This is a genomic window from Latilactobacillus sp., from assembly GCF_033176295.1.
GTDB lineage: Bacteria > Bacillota > Bacilli > Lactobacillales > Lactobacillaceae > Latilactobacillus > Latilactobacillus sakei.
Genome location: NZ_JAMQEX010000003.1, coordinates 66,605 through 92,694, shown reverse-complemented (window position 1 = coordinate 92,694; position 26,090 = coordinate 66,605). Strand labels below are relative to the sequence as shown.

The 26,090-nt window shown below is 41.6% G+C and carries 22 protein-coding genes; 1 reads left to right on the top strand and 21 read right to left on the bottom strand.

Annotation, left to right across the window (positions count from 1 at the left end):
• Window positions 1-3: 3 nt before the first annotated feature.
• From NDN60_RS02985 to NDN60_RS02970, 4 genes are all read right to left on the bottom strand, one after another.
• Window positions 4-153 carry a teichoic acid D-Ala incorporation-associated protein DltX gene (locus NDN60_RS02985; protein ID WP_035144601.1) on the bottom strand — a complete coding sequence of 50 codons (150 nt, stop codon included), beginning with the start codon at window positions 151-153 and terminating at the stop codon, window positions 4-6.
• A 200-nt stretch (window positions 154-353) separates the two neighbouring features.
• A complete protein-coding gene (trxA, locus tag NDN60_RS02980) occupies window positions 354-665 on the bottom strand; it encodes a thioredoxin (protein ID WP_011374103.1) in 312 nt (103 codons plus the stop codon).
• 139 nt (window positions 666-804) lie between these two features.
• The gene (locus NDN60_RS02975; RefSeq protein WP_011374102.1) at window positions 805-3,168 is read right to left on the bottom strand and encodes an endonuclease MutS2; all 2,364 of its coding nucleotides are present in this window, start codon (window positions 3,166-3,168) and stop codon (window positions 805-807) included.
• A gap of 55 nt (window positions 3,169-3,223) precedes the next feature.
• Complete coding sequence (locus NDN60_RS02970) at window positions 3,224-3,763, bottom strand: CvpA family protein (protein WP_016264660.1); 540 nt, start codon at window positions 3,761-3,763, stop codon at window positions 3,224-3,226.
• A 193-nt stretch (window positions 3,764-3,956) separates the two neighbouring features.
• Between NDN60_RS02970 and rnhC the strand changes: the two genes are divergently transcribed.
• Window positions 3,957-4,874, top strand: a complete 918-nt coding sequence (rnhC, locus tag NDN60_RS02965; RefSeq protein ID WP_011374100.1) for a ribonuclease HIII — start codon at window positions 3,957-3,959, stop codon at window positions 4,872-4,874.
• 288 nt (window positions 4,875-5,162) lie between these two features.
• Here the strand turns inward: rnhC and NDN60_RS02960 are convergent, their stop codons facing one another.
• The 17 genes from NDN60_RS02960 to arcD all read right to left on the bottom strand — a co-directional run bounded on the left by NDN60_RS02960 (window position 5,163) and on the right by arcD (window position 26,082).
• Window positions 5,163-5,474, bottom strand: a complete 312-nt coding sequence (locus NDN60_RS02960) for a DUF1292 domain-containing protein (protein WP_011374099.1) — start codon at window positions 5,472-5,474, stop codon at window positions 5,163-5,165.
• A gap of 49 nt (window positions 5,475-5,523) precedes the next feature.
• A complete protein-coding gene (gene ruvX, locus NDN60_RS02955) occupies window positions 5,524-5,967 on the bottom strand; it encodes a Holliday junction resolvase RuvX (RefSeq protein WP_011374098.1) in 444 nt (147 codons plus the stop codon).
• Window positions 5,967-6,227 (bottom strand): IreB family regulatory phosphoprotein, encoded by a 261-nt coding sequence (locus NDN60_RS02950; protein WP_011374097.1) that lies wholly within the window; start codon window positions 6,225-6,227, stop codon window positions 5,967-5,969. Before NDN60_RS02950 ends, ruvX begins: the two co-directional genes overlap by 1 nt.
• A 186-nt stretch (window positions 6,228-6,413) precedes the next feature.
• Window positions 6,414-9,050, bottom strand: coding sequence for an alanine--tRNA ligase (alaS, locus tag NDN60_RS02945; RefSeq protein ID WP_016264658.1), 2,637 nt, complete (start codon window positions 9,048-9,050; stop codon window positions 6,414-6,416).
• A gap of 244 nt (window positions 9,051-9,294) precedes the next feature.
• Window positions 9,295-10,281, bottom strand: a complete 987-nt coding sequence (locus tag NDN60_RS02940; protein WP_011374095.1) for a hypothetical protein — start codon at window positions 10,279-10,281, stop codon at window positions 9,295-9,297.
• 37 nt (window positions 10,282-10,318) lie between these two features.
• On the bottom strand, window positions 10,319-11,674 hold the full coding sequence (locus tag NDN60_RS02935) for a DEAD/DEAH box helicase (protein WP_011374094.1): 1,356 nt from the start codon (window positions 11,672-11,674) through the stop codon (window positions 10,319-10,321).
• A 44-nt stretch (window positions 11,675-11,718) separates the two neighbouring features.
• Window positions 11,719-12,672, bottom strand: coding sequence for a DHH family phosphoesterase (locus NDN60_RS02930; protein ID WP_011374093.1), 954 nt, complete (start codon window positions 12,670-12,672; stop codon window positions 11,719-11,721).
• 3 nt (window positions 12,673-12,675) lie between these two features.
• Entirely contained in the window at window positions 12,676-13,998 is a 1,323-nt protein-coding gene (locus NDN60_RS02925) for a DRTGG domain-containing protein (protein WP_011374092.1), read from the bottom strand.
• A 119-nt stretch (window positions 13,999-14,117) separates the two neighbouring features.
• Window positions 14,118-15,248, bottom strand: a complete 1,131-nt coding sequence (dinB, locus tag NDN60_RS02920) for a DNA polymerase IV (protein WP_011374091.1) — start codon at window positions 15,246-15,248, stop codon at window positions 14,118-14,120.
• 73 nt (window positions 15,249-15,321) lie between these two features.
• Window positions 15,322-16,818, bottom strand: a complete 1,497-nt coding sequence (zwf, locus tag NDN60_RS02915) for a glucose-6-phosphate dehydrogenase (protein WP_016264653.1) — start codon at window positions 16,816-16,818, stop codon at window positions 15,322-15,324.
• A 19-nt stretch (window positions 16,819-16,837) separates the two neighbouring features.
• Window positions 16,838-17,500 (bottom strand): metal-dependent transcriptional regulator, encoded by a 663-nt coding sequence (locus NDN60_RS02910; RefSeq protein WP_011374089.1) that lies wholly within the window; start codon window positions 17,498-17,500, stop codon window positions 16,838-16,840.
• A gap of 183 nt (window positions 17,501-17,683) precedes the next feature.
• The gene (gene adhE, locus NDN60_RS02905) at window positions 17,684-20,278 is read right to left on the bottom strand and encodes a bifunctional acetaldehyde-CoA/alcohol dehydrogenase (protein ID WP_099947615.1); all 2,595 of its coding nucleotides are present in this window, start codon (window positions 20,276-20,278) and stop codon (window positions 17,684-17,686) included.
• Window positions 20,279-20,520: 242 nt separating this feature from the next.
• Window positions 20,521-20,877, bottom strand: a complete 357-nt coding sequence (gene yajC, locus NDN60_RS02900) for a preprotein translocase subunit YajC (protein ID WP_056947801.1) — start codon at window positions 20,875-20,877, stop codon at window positions 20,521-20,523.
• 73 nt (window positions 20,878-20,950) lie between these two features.
• Complete coding sequence (tgt, locus tag NDN60_RS02895) at window positions 20,951-22,093, bottom strand: tRNA guanosine(34) transglycosylase Tgt (RefSeq protein ID WP_011374086.1); 1,143 nt, start codon at window positions 22,091-22,093, stop codon at window positions 20,951-20,953.
• A gap of 91 nt (window positions 22,094-22,184) precedes the next feature.
• Entirely contained in the window at window positions 22,185-23,744 is a 1,560-nt protein-coding gene (locus NDN60_RS02890) for a YfcC family protein (protein WP_025016295.1), read from the bottom strand.
• 137 nt (window positions 23,745-23,881) lie between these two features.
• Window positions 23,882-24,583 carry a Crp/Fnr family transcriptional regulator gene (locus NDN60_RS02885; protein ID WP_011374084.1) on the bottom strand — a complete coding sequence of 234 codons (702 nt, stop codon included), beginning with the start codon at window positions 24,581-24,583 and terminating at the stop codon, window positions 23,882-23,884.
• Between the two features lie 71 nt (window positions 24,584-24,654).
• On the bottom strand, window positions 24,655-26,082 hold the full coding sequence (gene arcD / locus NDN60_RS02880; protein ID WP_011374083.1) for an arginine-ornithine antiporter: 1,428 nt from the start codon (window positions 26,080-26,082) through the stop codon (window positions 24,655-24,657).
• Window positions 26,083-26,090: the final 8 nt, after the last annotated feature.

The following is a 26,090-nucleotide window of genomic DNA, read 5'->3' as shown; positions in this document are numbered from 1 at the left end:
AAACTAAAATTCATTATAAATAAATTTAGGGCTACCAATACCACTGTAATCGTACAGGTAGAGTAAAATTAAGAGAATTACAAAATATATAATCGTTCTGCCAATGAAATTGACAACTGGTTTTTGCCAAAAATTAAGGATTTTTTGTCCCATTTTCACCATTTCTTTCTCTTTTTTCTGATTGGTACGCTTTATTACTTTATTAAAGGTACCACACCGATTTAATAACCACCACTAACATTTTTGTCACACATTATTGAGGACTAAAAAAGGACCTGGTAAAGAAATTCTCCCCCTGGTCCTTCAGTTGTTAGAGACGCTTTTCAACGCATGCTTACAATCGTCGTTGTGCTCTAATCAGTATATTTAGCTAATGTTTCCGTTAATTGTTCCTTATTGTGGAAGCCAGTAATTGTTTCGACAACTTGCCCGTCTTTTTTAACGAGCAATGTTGGAATAGCCATGATCCCAAATTTAGCTGGGGTATCAGGGTTGGCATCCACATCCATCTTTGTGAATTTAACCTTATCATTTGTTTGTGCTAATTCTTCAATGACAGGTGATTGCATCCGACAAGGACCACACCAAGTAGCCCAAAAGTCTGTTAAAACAACACCTTGGCTTGTTTCTGCTTCAAAATCTTTATCCGTTAAAACATCTACCATATCCGCACCTCCTATAATCAGTTGTGTAAAACCGATTGCTTACTTTTAGTCTACACTTTTGCCCGCCAAAAAACAATTAAAAAAACTCAAAAGCCGGCATTACCAATGCACTAGCTTCTGAGTTTTTAATTTCAATACCTTACTTAAACGTCACAATGGTTGCACCATTCCCACCAGCATTAGCTGGTGCATATTCGTACTTCTTCACTTGACGGTTAGCTTGGAGGTATTCTTGAACCCCTTGGCGAATCGCGCCAGTCCCTTTACCATGGACAATCGTGACTTGTTGATAATTAGCTAATAGCGCCGCATCAATGTATTGATCCACTTCGGCCATTGCTTCTTCATAGCGTTTGCCGCGTAAATCCAATTGTGCTTTAACGTGGCGTGCGCCACCGCTATTAACGGTTGTTACATGGCGTTGTGGTCGGTTATCTTCAACGACTTTTTGCTTTTCTAAATCGTCGTTGGCAATCTTCATCTTGATGATGCCCATTTGGACTTCCCAATTTTTCGAGTCGACTTGGCGAATTAAAGTGCCTCGTTGGCCGTAAGACGTGACCAATACGTCATCCCCAACTTTCAGCGTTTGACGCCGCTTAGCCCGTTGAAGCACTTTATTTTTCTTCAAGGTTGTTTCTTGATGTAATTGCCCTAATTCAGCCTTGGCATCGATTAATTGATTTTCCTTAATCTGTGCGCCTTGATTCATCTGCATGTCACGCAATTTAGTGATGACTTTATCCGCTTTGACTTCAGCTTTTTCGACAATCGCATTTGCTTTTTCCTTAGCCTTCGTCATTTCCGTTTCACGATCTTCAAAGAATTGTTGATAAGCTGTTGAGAGTTGTTGATGTAGATCCGTCGCTTCCGTCAATTCATGACGTAGTGCTTGGTATTCTGTTTCAGCCGCTTTACGTTGATTTTCAAGATCGGTAATCATATTGTTCAAATCTTGGCTTTCATCGTTCATTAACTGTTTCGCTTGATCGACGATTGAATTTGGTAAGCCTAGGCGCGTTGAAATATCAAATGCATTACTCCGACCAGGTACCCCAATTAAAAGACGGTACGTTGGCTGTAAAGTCGCCACATCAAATTCCATGCTGGCATTAATTGTTTGTGGTCGATTGTAGCCATAAATCTTCAATTCAGGATAATGGGTTGACGCAACCACGTTGGCTCCGACAATCCCGATTTGATCCAAGATGGCAATCGCTAAAGCGGCCCCTTCTTGCGGATCAGTCCCGGCACCTAATTCATCTAATAGCACCAAACTCCGATCATCAATCTGTTTGAGAATCTGAATGATATTTTCCATGTGTGCTGAGAAAGTACTCAAGTTTTGTTCGATTGATTGTTCGTCACCAATATCAGCAAAGATATCTGAGAAGACACCAACTTGGCTTTCCTCACGCGCAGTAATGAATAACCCTGATTGGGCCATCACTTGGACTAAGCCCAATGTTTTAAGTGTGATGGTTTTACCACCGGTATTCGGACCAGTCACCACAATCGCTTGATAATCCGCACCGATTGCAATATCATTGGCCACGACTTTAGTCGCATCAATTAAAGGATGCCGTGCTTGTTTTAAATCGACATGGTTTTCCGCATTGATTAAAGGTTCCGTTGCTTTTAGAGCTTTCGCAAGTTGGGCCTTAGCATTCACGAAATCGAGTTGACCCAATAATTCAGCATTTGCTAAAATATTGTGACGTTCCGGCATGATAGCTTCTGATAATTCCGCCAAAATCCGTTCGATTTCTTGTTGTTCTTCAATTTGTAATTGGCGCAAACGGTTATTTAATTCCATAATCGCTTGGGGCTCCATGAATAGGGTTTGCCCACTGGCACTTTGATCATGCACGACGCCACCAAATTGGCCGCGGTATTCTTGTTTAACAGGAATCACGTAGCGGTCGTTGCGAATCGTCACGATCGGATCACTTAAATATTTAGCCTTGGCACCGTGTGTGTAGCTGGCCATCCGACTTCTAATCTGGCCTTCTAACTGCTTCAAGCCCGTTCTTAAACCGCGTAACTTGGTTGAAGCAGTATCTAAAATGGCACCATCATCAGCCACCGAACTTCTAATTCGTTCGGTTAATTGTGGTAACGTGACAAATTGCGCTACTAATTCGGGTAAGGCTTTTAATTCGAGTTCGTCTTTTTCCAGGTCATCAAAGAAACGAACCACGGCAGATGTCGCACGTAAAACGCGCCCGATTTGAGCGAGCTCACTACCATTTAACATCGCACCGATTTCAATTCGTTTTAAATGTGGTCTGATATTTTCCAGTTGGGGCAATGGAATGCCACCTTTTAACCGTTCGATATCAACACCATCTTTGGTTTGGTTTAAGCGAATCTGAATCAGATCTGCTTCATTAATCGGTTCTAAAGTTGCTATTTGTTCTTGACCAAATGCTGTAATCGCATAACCTTGCAACATTTGTTTAATTTTATCGTACTCTAATGTTTTTAATATTTTATGATTCATTTCTGTTAACTCCTTCTAAAAAAGGGGCGACCTTCGTCAGCCCCTTACAACTATGTTAACCAACTATCCACCATTGCGTTACAAGTGAGGTTAATAGTGGTGTTTTAAGCACCATCATCTTAGCGAGCCACGAATGGGCCAACATGTTCTGTAACCCGTCAACTGGTACTAAGGCCAAGACATATAACACTAAGAAAATCCCAATATAGACAACGATGAAGTTTAAAACACCACCTAAAACCTTATTAAAGCGACTGAAAACATACATAAACGTTAACGAGTTCAGTAATAAGCCAATAAAACGAATAATCAGGCCACTGATGAACATCACTAATACAAAGGCCACACCGATATAAAAAGCTTTATCGAGTGATAACCCCACCTTCTGTTGGAAAAAGGCAAAGTAACTTTCTTCTGTTGCCGATGGATACGGCACTAACAAATTCAATTTAGGTCCGAGTGTCTGACTCAATGGAACCGCAATCCAAAAGGCGATAAAATAACCAATTGCATAAACGACCTGTAAGACAATTCCCCGGCGCATCCCAGTATAAACCGCATGTAACAACATTAAGATAATAATTAGACTTAGCATAATTTCCCCTTAACCGCGCTTTTAATTTGATATGATTCATCACTATCAGGCCAACCAGTTATTTCTGGTAACCTGCTTCAGACATCGCAAATAAAATTTGCTACTTCAACTGAACTATTTTATCATGAAATAAGGAGAAGTAGCAATTTTACCATTAATATCTTATTTTACCATTCATTGAGGAGGATGGCGCATGCAAGCTGTGATAAAAATGACCCCAGCGCAATTAAAAACAATTCAACAAACTTATCCGTCCAACCGTCCCCTACCACCTGGTGCCGTTTTTGCCCACCGTGGTAACGGTTTGAACGTTACCGGCTATCGCTCCGGCAAAGTCCTTTTTCAAGGCGCAACAGCCGAAGCAGCCGCCGCTAAATGGGGCCCACTAGCACCTGCCAAGAAAAGTAAGGCTACTAAGGGGTCTGCTAAAGGTGACACACTACCACCCGATTTTGCTAACTGGTCGGTTATCGGCTCAGATGAAGTCGGTAATGGCAGTTACTTTGGCCCACTGACGATTGCCGCCGTCTATGTCAGTCAGGAAAATCTCAGCTTTGTCCGCAATTTAGGCGTCGCTGATTCAAAAACATTAACTGACGCTCAGATTGATCAGATGGCGATTAAAATGATGACCAAACTCCCTTATCATATCGTCAATATCATGCCGCAAAAGTATAACCAAGTTCACGAACAAATGAATATCGAAAAAATGAAGGCGGTCAGCCATAACTTCGCCCTCTTAAAAGTTTTGAAAAAAATCCAACCTGATCAGCCCCAAGGCATTTTAATCGACCAATTCGAACCCCGTGCCACCTACTATCGTTATTTAAAAGACGAACCGGTGGTATTACGTGATAACGTCTACTTTACAACTAAAGCGGAACAGTTTCATCTAGCGGTTGCGGCAGCCTCCATTATTGCTCGCCATCAAGCTAACCTATCAATGATTGAACTTTCCAAACTCGCTGGACGCGACATCCCAGTCGGTGCACACAAATCGATCGACAAAATTGCGGCTGATTTATTGGACCAAGGCGGTTTAGAGTACCTAGGCCAATTTGCTAAATTGCATTTTATTAACACTAAAAAAGCACAGGCTTTACGCTCATAATGATAATAGGGACCAAGACGATTTAGCGTCTTGATCCCTATTTTTTTTATGGCATAGCCTAATTAAAACGTGCCTCCCAAGCTAGAGCGGTCACTCTAACAAAACGTGCCATACCAACCTGATTCTTGTGGTTAGCACGTCAGTCAAATAATCGACAGTCTAATTAAAACGTGCCTCCCAAGCTAGATTTCTGCGCTTAGTGCCGGTTGTCAGATTAGCGATATAATCGCTAATCTGACAACCTATGCTAATGCTCAAAATCTGATCAAGCTTGAGAGGCACTCTGTTTTATTGCATATTGTCGTCTGCTAAGAATGTGTTTAGGACTTCTTCTACCATTTCCCATTCTTCATCATCTTCGATTGGGAAGAGATCGCCTTGGCTGGCGTCTCCTGCAACGTCTGATGTGAATGCGAAAGCTTGGATGTCGACTTCTTCGTCTTCAGCTGAGCTTGCTGGGTATAATAGGACATATGATTTACCGTAATCTTCAGAATCAAAAGTAAAGAGCACTTGGTATAATTCTTCGTTACCTTGATCATCGATTAAAGTAATTTCTTGTTCTGCTTCTTGGTGGATGTTCTTATTTGTTTCAGTCATTCATCAAAACCCCTTAATATTTAATTATCAAATTCATTAACCGGTTGCTTTAATACCCTTGTTTCGTCAAAGGGCCCTTAGCATCCAAATAATTCTGCAAAATCATTACCGCAGCAAGTTTATCAATCACTTGCTTACGCTTTTTCCGTGAGGTGTCAGCTTGTTCAACTAACATCCGTTCAGCCTGAACAGTTGTTAGTCGTTCATCAATATAATCAACTGGGATCTCTGGGAATAACTCGGTTAACATGGCACCGTATTCCTGTGCTTTAACCGCCCGGGGGCCGATTGAATTATTCATATTCTTAGGTAACCCCAAGACAAAGCCCGTTACTTGGTGCTGTGCAACGAGTTCCTTCACTCGGTCTAAACCAAATTCAGATTCATCTTCATTAATTCTAATGATTTCAACACCTTGGGCGGTCCAACCAAATAAATCGCTCACAGCAATACCGACGGTTCTTGAACCGACATCAAATCCCATTAAGCGCATTATTTAGTATTCCCCTTATCAAGATAGTTCTTCACGAGTTCTTCGATAATCTCATCTCGTTCGTGCTTACGAATTAAGTTACGAGCGTCGTTATAGCGTGGAATGTAAGCAGGATCCCCTGATAGCAGGTAGCCGACAATCTGGTTAATTGGATTATAGCCCTTATCTTCTAAAGTTTGGTAGACCGTTACCAATGTTTCATGCACATTCTTAGGACTATTCTTACCAAAATCAAAATGGACTGTTTTATCTAGATTCATCTCTCAACACCTCAACTTTTCGCTACTTATACAACCATATTCTACTCGAAAATCAGTAAAAGTACAACTCGCATCACTCGGTTGTCATAATGCTGAATATCCACTATACCACAATTCAAACGGAACATGCTGTTTTCTGCAAAAAAATAAAGTTGATTAAAAATAATCAACTTTATTTTTTATCTATTAAGCTAAGAATTCTTTAGCAGCTGCCAAAGCATCTGGAATCCCAGCTGGATTTTTACCACCAGCTTGGGCCATATCAGGACGGCCACCACCGCCACCACCAACAAGTGGGGCGATTTGTTTGATTAAGTCACCAGCTTTGATCCCAGCTTTAATCGCATCAGGAGCTACTGCCACAATCAAACTAACCTTGTCACCCGCAACAGTTGCGAGCACTAAGACGTCTGAAATTTGTTTTTGTTGCCATTGATCCGCTAATTGCCGTAATTCATTCATCCCGGCAACCTTTGCATCTGCTGCCACTAAGCGCCATTGACCTGCTTCAACAACATTTTCAAAAACATTGCCGGCTTGTTCTTGCGCAAATTTAGCTTTTAATTGTTCATTTTCTTTTTGTTCTGCTTTTAAATCAGCTTGTAATTGTTGAATCTTCTTAGGAAGATCCTTTGTTTGTGCAACTTTTAATTCACCAGCTAATTCATTTAAAAGCACTTGTTTGTCATTTAAATATTTAAAGGCTGCCTTAGAAGTAACGGCTTCAATCCGACGTGTGCCAGCCCCAATACCTGATTCACTGGTAATCTTGAACAAGCCAAGATCTGAGGTGTTATTAGCATGTGTCCCACCACAAAGTTCCATTGAGTAATCCCCAATTTGAACAACACGAACTGTTTTACCATATTTTTCAGTAAAGAGCGCGATGGCCCCCATTTGTTTAGCTGTTTCAATATCGGTTTCAACCGTATTAACTGGAAGAGCTGCCCAAATCTTATCGTTTACGATTTGTTCCACTTCAGCTAATTGGTCTGGTGTCACTTGGCCCAGGTTAGTGAAATCAAAACGTAAGTAATCAGGTTCCACTAATGAACCAGCTTGATGAGTATGTTCGCCTAACACATCTCTTAATGCTTGATCCAATAAATGGGTTGCCGTATGGTTCTTAACAACGCCGCCTCTGAAGGTTGGATCAACAGATAAGGTATAGTGGACGCCACTGATCATTTCTTTTAACACTTTAACAGTGTGTAAAGGTTGGCCATTTGGTGCGTATTGAACGTCTGTGACTTCAGCAACCACTTGACCGGCAAGGTTCTTGATAATCCCTTGATCAGCCACTTGGCCCCCCATTTCAGCGTAAAACGGTGTTGCTTCAAAGACTAATTGCGCAACGCCGGTTGTCACACTTTCTTGTTCAGCATTATCTTGAATGATATCTGCTAGACGACTTTCAGTTTCTAATTCGCTGTAACCTGTGAATTCACTCTTAGTCTTGATGTTTAATAAGACTTCGTTTTGTGAGCCCATTGATTGTTCATCGCTCCGTGCATTACGAGCACGTGCTTTTTGAGCAGCCATTTCCTTTTCAAAACCAGCTTGATCAACGGTTAAACCTTCATCTTCAGCATATTCAGTTGTTAATTCGATTGGGAAACCAAATGTATCAAATAGTTTGAAAGCATCTGCGCCGTTAATTTCAGTTTCGTTTTCAGCTTTAACGGCTTCGATTGTTTGGTTTAATAAGCGTAACCCATCATTTAAAGTTTCGCGGAAACGATCTTCTTCAGAACGAATCACTTTTTCAATGAAGTCTTTTTGTTCTAGGACGTCTGGGTAATAGCTGTGCATAATTTCGCCAACGATTGGGACTAATTTGTACATGAAAGCGTCGTTGATGCCTAACTTCTTACCGTTTAAGATGGCCCGACGGATTAAACGACGGAGCACATAACCGCGTCCTTCGTTAGCTGGCATTGCGCCATCGCCAATCGCAAAGGTAACTGCCCGTGCATGATCGGCGATAATCTTAAATGAAATATCGTCAGCGGCATTTTGACCGTATTGTTTATGGTCACTCATTGCAGCTGTGGCTTCAATCAATGGCATAAATAAATCTGTTTCAAAGTTAGTTGGGGCTTCTTGAATCACTGAGACAAGTCGTTCAAGACCCATCCCCGTATCAATATTTTTGTGTGGTTGTTCGACATATTCACCGTTTGGTAAGTGATTAAATTCTGAGAACACGATATTCCAAACTTCGAGATAACGTTCATTTTCACCGCCAGGGTAGTTTTCAGGATCGTCTTCACTGACATTGTTGAAGCTTTGACCACGATCGTAGAAAATTTCTGAATCGGGACCACATGGGCCTTCACCGATATCCCAGAAATTATCTTCCACTTCGATAATTCGGTCTTCTGCTAAACCAACTTTTTCGTGCCAGATGCGGTGCGCATCCTTATCCTTAGGATAAACTGTCACGTAAAGTTTTTCAGGATCTAAACCAATCCACTTGTCGCTTGTTAAGAATTCCCAAGCCCAAGGAATAGCATCTTCTTTAAAGTAATCACCAACAGAGAAGTTACCGAGCATTTCGAAGAATGTATGATGACGGGCAGTCTTACCAACGTTTTCGATATCGTTTGTCCGAATACTCTTTTGTGCGTTTGTAATCCGCGGATTATTAGGCACAACACGGCCATCAAAATATTTCTTCAAAGTGGCAACCCCAGAGTTAATCCATAATAACGTTGGATCTTCGTCTGGAATCAATGAGGCACTTGGTTCAACATCATGGCCTTTTTCTTTAAAAAAGTCTAAAAACATTTGGCGCACTTGGGCGCTTGTGAGTTGTTTCATATCATTCTCTCCTTAAAAAATAAAACACCGCTGCAAATTCAAGGACGCAAAAGCGCGGTACCACCTTGATTGCAACGATGTTAGTCGTTAACCTCTTTATGAGTTTATTCAATTATTTAGGCGTTGGGGAGCGCGTCAATCCGTAGTCAGCACCTCTCAGTCAAGGGTGTTGTTCCTGTTGTTCTAATGATTAACGTATATCCCAGCACTTCAAAAGTATAGAAAATAATCCGCCGCTTGTCAACTACTCGAGTGCAACAGTGATTGTGCGCCGATAACGCGTCGCAAGATCGGTATTGCCCATCAACGCAGTTGATACGCCTGATTCATAAAATGGCGAGCTTGGTAACTGACGTTCAAGTTGATAGCGACCACCAGTGACACACGGCCCACCCTTGTAAACAAGCGGGTCAGTTGTTATTTCATAAGCCTGTTGGTCAGCCGTAAAATCTAAACCAAACGAAGCCGCTGATTCAGCCATTGGTTGTGGTAAATGATTGCCACTTGGCCATAAAGTGGGCGCACCCGCACCTCTTAACCATTCGTACTGATCAACACTGACAAAGTCATAGCCTTGTTGCCGCAATGTTTGTCTGAGTTGTTGATCCGTGAAAGTCATTTTCTCAAAAACCTGATAAACTTGTTGGTCTGCCAAAAGCCGTAACACTAAGTGCGCCGTTTCTAACAACGGTGTCTCAGGCTGCGTTCGGTATAGTCCATTTTGAATCTCAGCTTGAAAACGACTGAAGAATAGTTGGTTGCCTGTAAAATGTCGTGTGATTGGTGAATAGCGCCCTTGCGCTAGCCAATCACGCGGTACGGATTCTCGTGCCACCAGTAACGCTGGCATATTAACAATCCGACTCGGCGTGGTGAGTTGCTCAACATACGCATCTACATCAGCCTTATCTGCCCAGAGTTGCCCCTCGTTAGCAGCCAGTTGCCGATTGGTTTGTGCAAACCATTCACTCGGTGCCAGCTTATCCGCGCCCAATGACCAACCTAAACTAACGGCTGATTGTGCCGGAATGAAGACGAACTGTTCACCAGAAAACCAAGCACTATATGTCTTAAATGTTAGTCGACCAGCCTGGACCACTTCCGGTTGAATCCCTTCAATGGCGACAAGTGGGCTGACAAAATACCGTAAAACCTGGCCAAAATTAGCACGCCGGGCTTGTTCCGATAATTGTAACCAATTTGGTAATTGCAAGTCATTTTCATGTACCATGACAACACCTCATTTATAAACTCATTAGCGATTATTATTATTGATTTTGTTTTTTATTATTACGTTTACGTTCACGCATTTCAACACGTTGTTCAATCCGACGTTTTTGACGCGCATCCTTTTGGATTGCTTCTTTAATCTTCTTCTTGTAACCAGGCTTACGCTTGATTTTGGCCTTTTTAACAAAGCCCTTCAAGTTAACGTCTAATTCATGAGTTGTTGCAACCCGTTTTTTACGACGGTTACGGTCATAAGAAGTCACCAATTCGCCATCTTTAAAGGCTTTTGGTGTGAACTTAATTCCCATTGCTTCGATTTGTGCAACAGCTTGTTCGTCATCTGGACCATAAAGTGTAATCGCAGTACCCTTAAGACCATTCCGGCCTGTCCGACCCACACGATGCACGAAGAATTCTAAATCTTCGCGTGGCACTTCGGCATTGATAACCATGCTAATCCCTTCGATATCAATCCCACGAGCGGCTAAATCAGTCGCAACAACGTATTGATAATCGAGGTTATGAACTTCCTTCATAATCCGTTTCCGTTGACGTGGTGGAATATCGCCATGAATCTTAGCGACCTTCAAACCTTGTGATTGGAGGTAATGATGGATGTCATCAACCTTGCTCTTGGTATTTGCAAAGATCAAGACCATGAATGGATGGCCCATTGTGATTAATGAATAGATTGTTTGATTGAGGGCTTTGCCCTTAGTTGGCACCAACCAGTTTTCAATCGTTGGGCTAATAATCGTTTCATTTTTCACTTCTTCAATTACTGGGTTATGCATGTATTTTTGTAAGAATGGTTGTAATTTATCAGGAATCGTTGCTGAGAAGACCATCATTTGTAAGTCTTCTGGTAAGCGGCTCGCAATATTATCAACTGGCTTCAAAAAGCCCATATCAAGCGTCATATCAGCTTCATCAATGACTAATGTTTTAGCTGTATAAATCTTAAGTGCCTTACTTGTAATCAAATCTAAAATCCGACCAGGTGTCCCAATCACGATTTGTGGTTGGTGTTGTTGTAATTTTTCGATTTGACGTTGTTTATCAGTCCCACCAACGTAGCGACCAATCCGAATATCACCATTCATATGCTTTGTGATTAATTCAGCGGCCGTATAAATTTGGTAAGCCAATTCCCGACTAGGGGCTGTAATGACGATTTGAACTTCGTCTTTTTCAGGGACTAACTTATTTAAAAGTGGTAATAAGAAGGCATGTGTCTTCCCACTCCCTGTTTGTGATTGTCCGATAACACTCTTACCAGCGTTGATGGCTGGAATCACACGGCGTTGAACCGCCGTTGGTTTTGTAAAGTGCATCTCGTCTAAAGCCGTAATGATTTCTGGTTTTAGATTAAATTGTGTAAATTGATTATCCATAAAGTCCTGCTTTCTATTGTTTAAATCCGTCAAAAAAGTATCTGTTACTGTGCTGTGTAATCAGCAGCAAGCGCTGATAATGCCGTAATAATCGTGTCAATTTCAGCTTGATCAGCTGCTTTGGCCCCGCTGGCAAGCGGATGCCCACCGCCGTCATGTTGCTTAGCCAATTCATTAATGATTGGCCCTTTAGAACGGAAGTGGACGCGATAAGTACCATCGTCTTGTTGGACAAAAATGACCCACGTTAACACACCTTTTAATCGGCCAGGTGTGCCAACAATTGAATGAACCTGTTGGGCTGATACATTCAAACGTTTTTGCGTTTCTTGGTCCACAACCAGATAAGCCACTTGGTCGTCATTAACCTGCAATTGATCAAATAAGTAACCTTGTAACTTCGCTTGTTCGAGTGTAATCTCGTTCATCCGTTGGTTAATCTTATCATGTTGAATGTCAAACGTCATCAGTTGCGCGGCACATGTCATTGTGTGCGGTGTGGTTGAATTAAACATGAAGCGCCCAGTATCGCCGACAATCCCGGCGTAAAGCACACGAGCGGCTGCTTGATTCAATTGTAATTGGCCTTGGCTATCGTTGATCATATCAACAATAATTTCGGATGTACTAGAAGCATCCGGTAACACCCAATTTAAATCACCATAGGGTTCATCGTTAGGATGATGATCAATTTTAATCAAGTAAGCACCTTGGTTATAATCTTCGCCACTAATCCGGGGCGTGTTGGCAGCATCAGTTGTAATCACCAAAGCGCCTTGATATAAAGCCGGATCAATTGGTTGCGCATTGGCTAACCAAGCTAAGTTGCCGGTATCACTACCGACTTGGTAAACCTTTTTATCAGGGTAGCTATTACGAATCACTTCAGCCAAACCAACTTGCGAACCAATCGCATCTGGATCTGGATTGACATGGCGATGAATAATAATCGTTTGATAAGCTTTAATTTTAGCAATAATTTGTTCTGGAATAGTCATTGATTAACCTCTTTCTAAAATTTGGCAGGTCACAATTGCTTTGGCAACAATGACGTGATTGGCATAAACATCGACATCAATTTTAGCGGAACGCCGGCCAATCTCTAATATCCGCGGTAAAATCTGAATCTGACTTTCAATTTGGATTAAGCGCAGATAATGCAAATTAATCTGTTCAATCATTGAATGGCGTTGATGTGTCGCTTGCAACATGCGCTGACAAGCGGCCGAAACGGCTTCGCTCAAGACACCAAATGAAATCGTCCCTAAATTGTTGGTCATTTGCGGACTCACTTCAAACTGGTATGCCGCCGAATAAAATTCGGGGAAGCTCTCGCTAGGGTGCAGTAGTTCGATAATTTGATCGTAGAAAGTCTCGGCCACTTGCGGTTGTCGTTGGGCCGTTTGCATATTACTCATCACGTCTTGGCGCGTGATAATCCCCTCTAATTCAAGATTATCAGCAACCACCGGCATGATTTCCAAACTATTCCAAGTCATCGCATGTCCGACACTGGCAATACTCATATACTTCTTAACACTCGCAGGTTCTTTAGTCATCACCTTATCAAGCGTCATCGAAGCTGGTTTATCCAAAATATCCTTCACCGTGACAATCCCGACTAAGCGCCGGTGTTCATTAATCACAGGGAAGCGTGAATGTTTAACCGCGGCACTCAATTTCTTGTAATCGCCAACCGTATCAGTCGCCAATAATGAGTATGTTTCTGAAAATGGGCGATAGATTGAAGCGACCGTCGTAATTTCCTTTTTGATTAATTGGTCGGTTAATGCCCGGTTAATCAACGTCGCAACGGTATACGTATCGTAAGTCGTTTGCAAGATGGGCAATGCTAGCTCGTTAGCAAGTGCAATCACTTCATCTGAGGTGTGAAAGCCACCCGTGATTAAAACCGCCGCACCATTTTCCAACGCTAATCGTTGCACATCAATTCGATCACCAACGATCAATAACGATTTCGGCGTGATGTACCGGGTAATTGCTGCTAACTGCATCGCACCAATTACGAACTTATCCAACAACTTATTCAAGCCATCTTTGCCACCTAAAACTTCACCATCGATAACTTGAACAATCTCAGCAAAAGTCAGGTTTTCAATCTTACCTTTTAATTTTTGTTCAATTCGAATCGTGCCGACCCGTTCAATCGTGCTGACCAAACCGTTATTTTCGGCGGCCTTAATTGCCCGATAAGCCGTCCCTTCACTAACCGCTAGCGTCTTGGCAATTGAGCGCACCGAAATTTTATCGCCAATTGGCAAATTCTCAATGTACATTAATATTTGATCATGCTTCGTTGCCACTCAAACACCACCGCCGTTTCCGCTTAGTTAATCCTATTTTGCGCCAATTCGACTATTAGCCCATTTTCATAGTTACTTACAGTATATCGGTTTTACGCGTCAAAGACAAAGTAATCTCATCAATCATTTTCCCAATCATAAAGTGGGAGCGTTATATTTTCAAAAGTCTGAGGTGCTAAATTGGTCACGGTAATCCCTAACAAGCGAATTCCAACTTCCGCCTGCCCGATTGATTGCCAAATTTGGTTGGCAATTGCCTCTAATTCAGCTGCATTCCCGACATATTCGCCAAGTGTTTTGCGTTTGGTAATTGTTTCGTATTGCCGATTACGCACTTTTAAAACGACTGTTAACCCGTGTTTTTGATTTTTGCGCAGCCGTTGTGCCAATTCAACCGCCAAGCTTTTCAGTTGGACCTGCACTTGTTCTTCGCTAATCAATGGTTGTCCGTAAGTATGTTCGTTACCGATTGATTTACGTTCTCGTTGGTATTCGACTGGCCGGTTATCAATCCCCCGCACATGGCGATATAACCCATAACCCAACTTGCCAAAATGTTGCATCAAAAACATTTCCGATTGCGCCAATAAATCAGCACCGGTCATAATGCCTAAATCCTGCATCTTCGGCACCGTCTTTTGACCAACCCCTCTAAATTTTTCAATCGGCAATCGGCTTAAAAAGGCGATTGCTTGTTCCGGCAAGACCAGTGTTCGACCGGCCGGTTTACGGTAATCAGAAGCCATCTTCGCTAAAAATTTGTTGTAGGAAATCCCAGCGGAACTGACTAACTGTGTTTCCTCTAAAATCGCCTTTTGCAAGTAAGCGACCACTTCAATCGTGTGCGTTAATCCCAACTTATTTTCAGTAACGTCTAAATAAGCTTCATCAAAGGCAATCGGTTCAATCTTATCGGTCACCGTATGAAAAATATCGTGAATCTGTGCCGAAACGGACTGATACAGCGGAAAGTTTGGCGTCTTAAAAACGGCTTGGTGTTTAGGAATTAATTCGGCAGCCTTTTGGGCACTCATCGCCGAATGCACACCGTATTGGCGAGCAACGTAATTGGCCGTTGTCACGACCCCTTTGCCCCCCGTATCACTCGGATCACGGGCAATAATCAACGGCTTTTGGCGTAAGTCGGGCTGCTCACGTTCTTCAATGGAGGCGTAAAAAGCATCCATATCAATATGAATAATCTTGCGACTCGTATCATTTTCCAACGGAATCTTAAATAATTCAGCCATTTTACACCTCCACTTTCACGCGATAAGAAAAGCCTGGTATGAATGGCTTCACACGCAGACTTCTCGGCAATTCTTATTTTTTTGTTTGAGTTGGATCAAAAATCCATTTGGCATCCGTTGAAGCCAATAAATCCGTCGCTTCTTTAGGGCCCATCGAACCGATTGCATACGTAGGAAGCGGTGTTTGATCTGCGTCCCAAACTTGGCGAATTGCATCGACAAATTGCCATGAAGCAGCCAATTCATGCCAATGCGTAAAGTTTGTGCCATCGCCATTTAACGCTTCTAAAATCAAACGTTCATAAGCTTCTGGACTGTCAGCTAACATTTGTTTGTCGTATTGATAATTCAATTGGTCGGGTTTCAATGAGAAACCTTGACCGACTTCCTTACCATTAATTGTTAATGAGAAGCCTTGTTCTGGTTCCACATAGATGGTTAAGACATCTGGTGCCATTGCTGAGCGATCTGATTTATCATCAGCAAAAATGTTGACCCCGGTCTTCTTGAAGACAATGTTGATTTGGGTTTCCTTGCGCGCTAAACGTTTCCCGGTCCGAACATAAAACGGCACGCCACACCAACGTTCGTTGTCAATCATCACTTTACCAGCAACAAACGTTTCGGTTTGTGAATCTGGTGCCACGTTAGTTTCTTGGCGATAACCCGGTTTGTTTTCACCATCGACCGTTGTTTCAGCGTATTGCGCACGGACAAAGTTTTGTTTAATCTCTGCTGGTGAATAAGGTTGGATACTTCTGAACAGACGTGTCTTTTCGCGTTGCACATCTTCTGCTGAGAAGTTAACTGGGACTTCCATTGCCAACATCCCAATGACTTGCATGATATGGTTTTGGAACATATCGCGCAAAGCACCAGATGTTTCGTAATAGCCAGCCCGTTCTTCAACCCCAACTGATTCAGCTAACGTAATTTGCACGTTATCGATGAATTGATTATTCCAAACACCACTCAATAGACCATTACCGAAACGTAAAGCAACGATGTTTTGAATCATTTCCTTACCTAAATAATGATCAATTCGATAAATTTGGTTTTCATCAAAAGTTTGAGTTAATTCTTGATTGAGTGCTTTGGCACTTTCATAATCACGACCAAATGGTTTTTCAATAATTAAACGGTTGAACCCATCTGCGGTCAATAAAGCTTCTGACCCTAAATGACTCGCAATTGTCCCGAAATAACGGGGTGACATTGCCATATAATAGATGCGGTTTTGGTTTAATTGGTACTTATCATCTAATTTCGCTGCTAATGCCTTCAGTGTTTCATAATGTTCAGCATCCGTAACGTCATGCGATTGATAATAGAAGTGACTAGTAAAAGTTTGTTTCGTTTCGTCATCTTCTTCAAAACCTTCTAGAGAGGCCATCACGATTTCGTGGTAATGTTCATCCGTCCAAGGTCGTCTAGCGGTGCCAATCACTGCGAAGCTTTCTTTTAAGTACCCCTTACGATATAGGTTAAAAAGGGCTGGATATAATTTGCGTTGTGCTAAATCTCCCGAGCCACCAAATATAATAAATAATGCTGCTAAATCTGAGCGCATGTTCACACCACTTTCTTTATTAATCTGCTGCAATTGGCGTCACAAAAATGTGTTGCGCCGCTTTAATGCCAACTTGAATTTCAGTTTGCTGTGTTTCGTCCATCACGGTAATGGGGCTTTCAAAAAGGCCCACCTTCGTCAAGGTCACAGTATCGCCAACTGTCAAGCCGATTTCTAATGTGTATTTCAATAAATCATTATCATCTAGTACCCGTTCAATCACTGCTTTTTCGCCAACTTCAAGGTCGACTAACGCGTGATGGCTCTGTTGTTCAAACTCACCCTTGGCATTGGGAATAATCCCACCGTGCGGGCATCGTTTTGGATGACCTAGAAAATCGGCTAAGCGTTCAGCCAAGTCGTGGTTGGTCACATGTTCGAGTTGCTCCGCCTCTGGATGAACGGTATTAAATTGATAATGTAACTTGTCGACTAGAAAAACTTCCCACAAGCGATGATTGCGCACTAATAGCGCTGCTTCTCTAGCACCTTCACTTGTCAATTGAATCCCTTGATAGGGTGTGTGGTTGACGTAATTCTCTTTCACTAATTTGTTGACCATTTCCGTGACTGATGCTGCCGAAACGTTCAATCCCGCTAGAATTTCCTTATTGGTAACTTTTTTTGCGTCGCCACCAAGTTCAAAAATAATTTTTAAATAGTCTTCTTTATTGGGTGTCATTGCCATCCCGATCCTTAATCAAGTTTGTCGACAAACTTTTCTCAGTTCTCCCTGAATTAAATGAATGTCTACCCTCTATTATGCCCTATTTTGGATAATATTAATACTCTCAAGCTTAAATTTAGGCAATATAAAAAGGATTAAGCCCTTCTTGTTCAGCTTAACCCTTTTGTTCAATTTATTTTAAAATTCTGCCTCTAAAATGCCTTTTAATTCTTTAATCAATGGTTCTTTTGGATTTGTAACAGTACAGTTGTCTTCATAAGCTAATTCAGCTAACTCATCCACATGTTGCTTGAAGTCCGCCTTTGTGACGCCATTAGCTTTCAAACTCATTTGAATGCCAACACTTTCGGCCAATTCAGTCACTGCATTTGCATAAGCTTCAACAGGTTCTGCTGTCGTATTACCCTTCAACCCAATATAACGTGCGATTTCGGCGTAATCTTCATCAGCTCTGAAGTAACTATATTTAGCCCAGAGTGCCCGTTTGGTTGGCGTTGTCGCATTATAGCGGATAACATGCGGCATCGTGATGGCAATCATTAAACCGTGAGGTAAGTTGAACGCCCCGCCTAATTTATGTGCCAGTGAATGGTTGATGCCTAATAACGCATTCGCAAAGGCCATCCCCGCCATTGTTGAGGCATCGTGCATGTTACCTTTGGCCGTAATATCGCCATCGTAACTAGCCTTCAAGTTATCAAAAACTAATTTAATCGCCTGTAAACTAAGCCCCTTCGTGTAGTTAGAAGCCATTGTTGATACGTAACTTTCAGTCGCATGACAGAGCACATCCAACCCAGTGTGTGCAACAACTCGTGGTGGCACACTCTCGACAAATTGACTGTCAACAATCGCAACGTCTGGTGTCAATGCATAATCTGCCAATGGGTATTTAATATGGGTTTCACTATCAGTAATCACCGCAAAAGGTGTTACTTCTGAACCCGTCCCGGAAGTCGTTGGGATACAGATTAACTTCGTTTTGTTAAGTTTAGGGAACTTGTAAGTCCGTTTGCGAATGTCTAAGAATTTTTGTTTTGCGCCAAAGAAGTCGGCTTCTTCTGAATCATAGAATAACCACATCCCTTTAGCAGCATCCATGACAGAACCGCCACCAATTGCGACGATTGCATCTGGTTCAAAACTCCGCATCGCTGCAGCACCCTTATAAATCGTGTTTGTTGATGGATCTGGTTCAACATCTGAGAAGATTTGCATTTGAACGTCATTCGCCCGTTTAGCTAACACTTCTTCAACAATCCGGACATAACCAAGGTTAACCATCCCCTGATCAGCGACGATAAAAACCTTATTTAAATCAGCCATCTTTTCTAAATAGTTGACCGAATTTTTTTCAAAATAGATTTTGCTTGGCAATTTGACCCATTGCATATTATTGCGGCGTTTCGCCAATGTTTTAATATTCAATAAGTCGATTGTTGAGACGTTATGTGAAATTGAGTTATGCCCATAAGAGCCACAGCCAAGTGTTAATGATGGAATCATTTCGTTGTATAAATCACCAATCCCACCTTGGGCAGATGGTGTATTGACCAATACACGACAAGCCTTCATCCGTCTTGCAAATTCTAATGGTAACGCATCGTCAGTCGTATGCAATGATGCTGTGTGGCCCAAGCCACCCAGATCAAGCATCGCCTCGCATAATGCCAACCCATCTTCACGGTCTTTAGCTTTAATCATCGCTAAGACTGGTGATAATTTTTCATGTGAAAGTGGATATTGATGACCAACACCCTTGATTTCAGCAATTAAAACGGGTGTATCTTCTGGAATATCAATCCCAGCTAACTTAGCAATATTAGCAGCTGATTGACCAGGAATTGCTGGCCGCACAGCGTTTTTAGCTGGATCAATAATTGCTTCGTTTAAAGCTGGTAATTCACTTGCTTTAGCAAAATAGACACCTTGTGCTTGGAATTCTTTTTTAACTTCGTTGTAGATTTTAGCATCGACAATCACTGCTTGTTCTGATGCGCAGATCATCCCGTTATCAAATGATTTCGATAGAATTAAATCATTGACTGCTTGTTTGATATTGGCTGATTCTTCGATATAAGCTGGTGCGTTACCAGCCCCAACCCCTAATGCTGGTTTCCCAGTTGAATAAGCAGCCTTGACCATCCCTGGTCCACCAGTTGCTAGGACCGTTGCAATGCCGGTATGATTCATCAAAGCTTGGGTGGCTGCCAAACTAGGTTCTTCAATGAATAATAAGGCGTCAGCTGGTAAGCCAGCTTTAACGGCTTCTTCTTTAATGACTTCTAGTGCTCTGGCAGAACATTTTTGAGCATTGGGATGAAAAGCAAAGATGATTGGATTCCGTGTTTTAATGGCAATCTCTGCCTTAAAAATTGTGGTTGAAGTTGGGTTGGTAACAGGTGTTACCCCAGCAATGACCCCGACTGGTTCCGCAATCTTAGTAATCCCATGTTCAGGATCTTCTTCAATGACACCAACTGTCTTATTATCTTTAATCGCGTGCCAAATTTCTTCCGTTGCGAAAATATTTTTAATGGCTTTATCTTCATAAATCCCACGACCCGTTTCTTCAACGGCCATTTTAGCTAATTCCATATGATGATCAAGGCCGGCAATCGCCATTTGGTGGACAATATGATCCACCTTTGCTTGATCGAATGTTTCCATGATTTTAAGTGCTTCATGGGCCCGTGTGACTAAATCCGTCACCATCTTATCCACTTCAGATACCGCATCAACAACCGCTTTAACGCCTTCTTTTTTAACCATCAGGAATGCCTCCATAATTTTCATATGTGATTTAATTAACAAAGAAAGCATAACGCATTTGAAACCGTTTGTAAACCATTATTGTGATTTTTTTAACAGATTAAAAACACCAATTTAACACATCAAATTCATAATAACCTATCACATCACCGCTGATTGTATTTAAAATCACTAATACCAATCACAAAAAAAGCATGGCTAATTTTTCTATCGCTAGAAAATTAACCACGCTTTTTAAATTACTATTTTGTTTCTTCTTTTGATTCGTCAACCGTTTCTTCAACAACTGTTTCTGTTGCCTTAGCAGTTGGTTCAACTGTCCGGATAGCACTTAAGTTAAACTTAAGGTAAACGCCATCGCAATCTAAAACAACAATTTTAGTATCGTTATTCACTGAGTCAATAACACCGTGTAAACCACCAATTGTTACGACTTGGTCACCTTTTTTCATTTGGTTAACCATTTCTTGATGTTTTTGTTGTTGTTTCTTTTGTGGCCGCATAACCATGAAATACATCATGACCATCATCAAAACAAGGATGATTAAGAAACTTGAGTTGCCGCCAAATGGATTGGCACCTAATACTAGGTTTAACATTTAAAATACCTCTTTTCGTTATTTATCTACTAATCAACTTTAGCAGACTTATCGCCTAACTTCCAGTGATTCGCTAGAAATTACGGCCGTTATTTTCGTTATAGCCGTATTCTTCGAAGAATGCTTCTCTGAATTCCAATAAGTTATCTTGTTCAATCGCATCTTGCACTTGGTGCATCAAGTTGATCAAGAAGTATAAGTTATGGTAACTCGTTAAATGAATCCCAAAAGTTTCATCCGCTTTGATTAAATGACGAATGTAAGCCCGTGTGTAATTCTTGCAGACGTAACAGTCACATTTTGGATCTAGTGGTCTGAAATCTTCAGAATATTTCGCGTTCTTAACCACTAAACGGCCTTGAGACGTCATCGTTGTTCCGTTACGCGCAATCCGAGTTGGTAACACGCAATCAAACATATCGACACCCCGAATGACACCATCAATCAACGCATCTGGTGAGCCAACGCCCATCAAATAACGTGGTTTGTCTTCAGGCAACATCGGTGTTGTAAAATCAAGTACCCGGTTCATTTCACCTTTTGATTCACCAACTGAAAGACCACCGATAGAATAGCCGGGGAAATCCATCCCCACTAAATCACGCGCACTTTGGCGACGTAAGTCTTCAAAACCAGCCCCTTGGACAATTCCAAATAAGCCTTGTGTGGCTGGGTTTTGATGCGCAATTAAGCCTCGTTCAGCCCAACGTGAAGTCCGTTCAACTGATTTTTTAACGTAGTCATAACTTTCGAAGAATGGTGGGCATTCATCAAAACTCATCATAATATCTGCGCCCAAAGCATTTTCAACATGAATTGCTTTTTCAGGTGATAGGAATAGTTTTTCACCATTCAAATGACTCTTGAAGGCCACCCCTTCTTCACTGATATCACGTAATTTTGCTAATGAGAAGACTTGGAAACCACCTGAATCGGTTAAGACACCCCGATCCCAGTTCATGAATTTATGCAACCCGCCTGCTTTTTCGACGATATCTTCACCAGGGCGTAACCATAGATGATAAGTATTCGACAAAATAATGCCGGCACCCATTTCTTTCAAATCTTCAGGGGCCATTGTTTTAACGCTGGCTTGGGTCCCCACCGGCATAAACATCGGTGTTTTAAAAGTCCCGTGCGGTGTTACAATTTCGCCTAAACGCGCGCCTGTATGTTTTTCTTTTTTGATTAAACGATACTTGATCGCTGGTTCCATTTAATCGACTCCAATTCTAGAATTTCTACTTGCTTCATTCTATCAGACTTTAGTGATTAAGCAAGAAAACACGTTATTTCTCTACGCGATTTTACGAATAAATTAGGACTTGTAAGACTAACATGGCCCCACCAAAAGTCAGCACAAAAGCGACTACTGGCCAAACGAACCGTAACCAGTGAGCGTATTTAACATCTAACATTTGTAAGGTGGCCATTACCAAGCCAGTTGGTGCCAAGAACAACATTGCGTATTGCCCAAATTGATAGGCCGTTACCACAACAAATCGGGGAATATTAACCGTATCTGCTAACGGTGCTAAAATCGGCATCGATAAGACGGCTAGTCCCGAAGAAGATGGAACGATAAAGCCAAGCACGAAGAATATCACTAACATGATCAAAATAAAAATCGGACCACTAACATGTGCGACTAATGATGACGAATATTGTAATAAGGTATCTGAAATCATCCCTTCATTCATAATCAAGTTAATCCCTCGCGCAAGACCAATAATGAGCGAGACGCCCACTAAACTAGAAGCACCGTTCACAAAAGCGTCGATAACCCCTTTTTCGCCAATGCCCTCTGGTCCTGTCGCGGTTAAAAACATGATGATAATCGCAAACGTTAAAAATGACGCCGCCATCGTTGGGAACCACCACCCTTGAGACATAACGCCCCAGACCATAATCGGGAAGGTCACCACAAATAAGACCAGAATTAATTTCTTCCGCCAGGTAAAAACGGCTTTTGACTGCGTCCCCTCAGATGTAATTGCCCACATCTTATCAAAAGCGTCGTGATCTTCATATGAATACGATTGGGTCGGATCAGCCTTGACCTTTTTAGAATAGCGATAGAGATAATAAATGACAAAAATGGCCCCTACGATACAGCCGCCAACTCGCCACAACAAGCCTTCCGTGAAACTAATACCCGCGGCGTTAGAAGCAATCACAACTGAAAAGGGGTTAATGGTCGAGAAAGTCGTGCCAATTGAACTGGCAAGGAAAATCGCCCCCACACAAACAATCGAATCGTACCCCATCGCAATAAAGACCGGTACTAAAATTGGATAAAAGGCCACCGCCTCTTCTTCAATCCCACATAAAGTCCCGCCTAGAACCATGAGAATCGCGACGAAAAAGATTAACAAAAATTCGTGACCTTTTGTTTTCTTGGTTAAGGCCAACAGCCCCGACTCAAATGCCCCGCTAGCCTTGACCGTGCCAATCAAGCCCCCTAATACTAAAATAAAAACCATAATATCGACAGCTTCAACGGTCCCACGAACCATACTGTTAGGAACAGCTGCTAAACTGGCCGGCCGTTGTTTCAATCTTTGGTAGGTATTGGGAATCGATACGGCTGCATTAATACTGCCAGAAGTGAATTGACTAATTTTGATTTTAACGCCGAGTCGGTCTAATGATGCCTGTGTTGCTGGCACCTTTTCAACTTGACCTGATGGTTTTGTCACGACCAGTTGCGTACTCTTTTGGTCATACGATAACTTCGCGTAAGATCCTGACGGCACAACCCACGTCGCCATCACCGCGACCACTGTCAGTATGAAGAGGATCACAAAAGCCCCCGGCATTTTAAGTTTAAACCGCTTCTTAGTCTTGATTATTTCAGCATCATTCATCATGCCATCTCCTTTTTTAATACATCCCTTTAAAGCGTTTACAATGATTGGCACATAAAAACCCATAATAGTTGTCTTTTAAGACGATTTATTATGGGCTTTTAAACTTAATCTCGAGACGAAGTGCCCCTTAATTTTTACGCCAAGTCATCTTTAAAGAAGGCTTTTTCAAACCGAAATTCTTTATGCTCATAACTCAGCAGTTTTTGGGCAACCAACTGTTTAACAATTTGGCCCGCTGTTTCACGGGTAGTCCCACTCATTGTCGCTAATTCCTTCACCGTAATTGGATACGGAATATATGAGCGGCCGCACCGTAGCGGTTCACCTAAGTTAATTTCAAATATTTTTAGGGCTTGAATAACCCGTTGTTTCGCACTAGAAGTTACCATTCGCTGGATCTGATCTTCTGATTCACTAATAATCGAGCCCATTTCTTGAACGACTTTAACAATTGAATCGGTATTCTTTTGTAAAAGATGCTCAAAAGTCGCCATTGGGAAATAAATAATCTCAATATCCGTCATCGCCCGAGCGGTGTATGGATAATATTGATCAGTAAACATCCCCCGATAAGGAAAAGCTAAGTTTTGCTTGATATACGTATAGAACGTAAATTCATCACTTTCATCCGTTCGTTCGGCTCTTACGAGACCGCTTACAACGAAATAGAATCGGCTGCGCTCATCTGTTTGATCAAACAATTCCTGGCCCTTATGAAAATCTTTGACTTTCATATTATTCATCAGAATGTTCATTTCTTCATCTGAAAAATCAATAAATTCAGGTCTGGTCCTTAAGTATTGAATATATCTTGGATATTCGTCTGCGGCAATCATGATTTTCGCTCCCAAAGTATTCTCAATTATTACTTTTTACTCAAAGTAACCAAAGTTCTAATATAACATATCTAAATAACGATTTTCCCTGAAACAACTAACCAAATCCCGATAATTGCACCAATTACAATAATTGTCGTGATTAACCATTCCCCTTTTGATAAGAAATGTTGGTGCCCATTATTTTTACGGGCACGACCATAGAAGTAAATCCCAGGAATATAGGCTATAAAACAGAGTAATAAGTAACTGACACCCGCCATTAAGATTCCGGCAATTTCAAATAATAAGGCTAAAACCCCAATTAATAATTGTTGCCGATTTCCTTTTTCTTGAAGGTGGGCCCAAGAATATTTAATTTGATAAGCTGCCACCAACATGTAACAAACGATAATTGAAGCCGTACATAATGAATAAGCGAAGTTATAAGCTTTCGTTGTGAATAATAAGGTGAATAGGAAAACTTGAATCAACCCCGCTGTCACGACTAGTGCAAACGTCGGTGCTTTTTTCTTGTTGACGCGACCGAAGTAAGCTGGCAATAAATTTTGCTTTGCCATTAACAACATTGTTTCGGCAGGTAACATCGTCCAAGATAACCAAGCCCCTAAAATCGAGATAATTAACCCAACACCGATGAAGTAGCCACCCCAAGTCCCAACCATCTGTTCAAAAATGTATAACATCGCTGGTTGCTTGATGCTAGCTAATTGATCTTGCGTTAAATACCCATAAGGTAAAACAGACGCTAAGATATAAATGGCTAGTAAACTCACTAATCCTAAAATCGTTGCTTTACCAGCATCGGACTTCTTTTCCGCCCGCGCCGATAACATTGAAGCGCCTTCAATACCGACAAAGACCCACATCATAACCATCATACAGTTCTTGATTTGGCTCATCACATCGCCAGCAACAAAGCTACTACTCATATTATTCCAAAATGCTTGTGTGAAAAGATGACCTTTAAATAACACAATCCCAAAAATAATGAAGACAAATAGTGGAATCAATTTACAAATTGTTACCAATGTATTGATCGCAGCTGCGCCTTCTACCCCGCGATTAACAAAATATGTTAAGCTCCACGATAAAACACTGGCAACTAAGATTGAGGGTAAGTTCTGCCCTGATTTAAAAATCGGGAAGAAATAACCCAACGCACTCATTAAAATTGTCGCAAAAGCTACGTTCCCCAACCATGCTGACAACCAATAACCCCAGCCACTAATGAAGCCGGCAAAGGGGCCAAAGCCCTTTTCAGCGTAAGAGAAAATCCCTTCTAGTTCAGGTTCTTTCATCAATAAATTATTCAAGGATAATGCCAGCATTAAAATCCCAAAGCCAACAATAACCCATGCGATTAACACTGGGCCCGGTGCGGATGCACTCGCTAAATCAGATGTTAATCCGAAGACCCCACTACCAATAGATGAACTAATAACCAATGCAATTAATGCCAATAAGCCAATTTTTTTTGCTGGTTTTTCTTCCGTCATTTTAAACC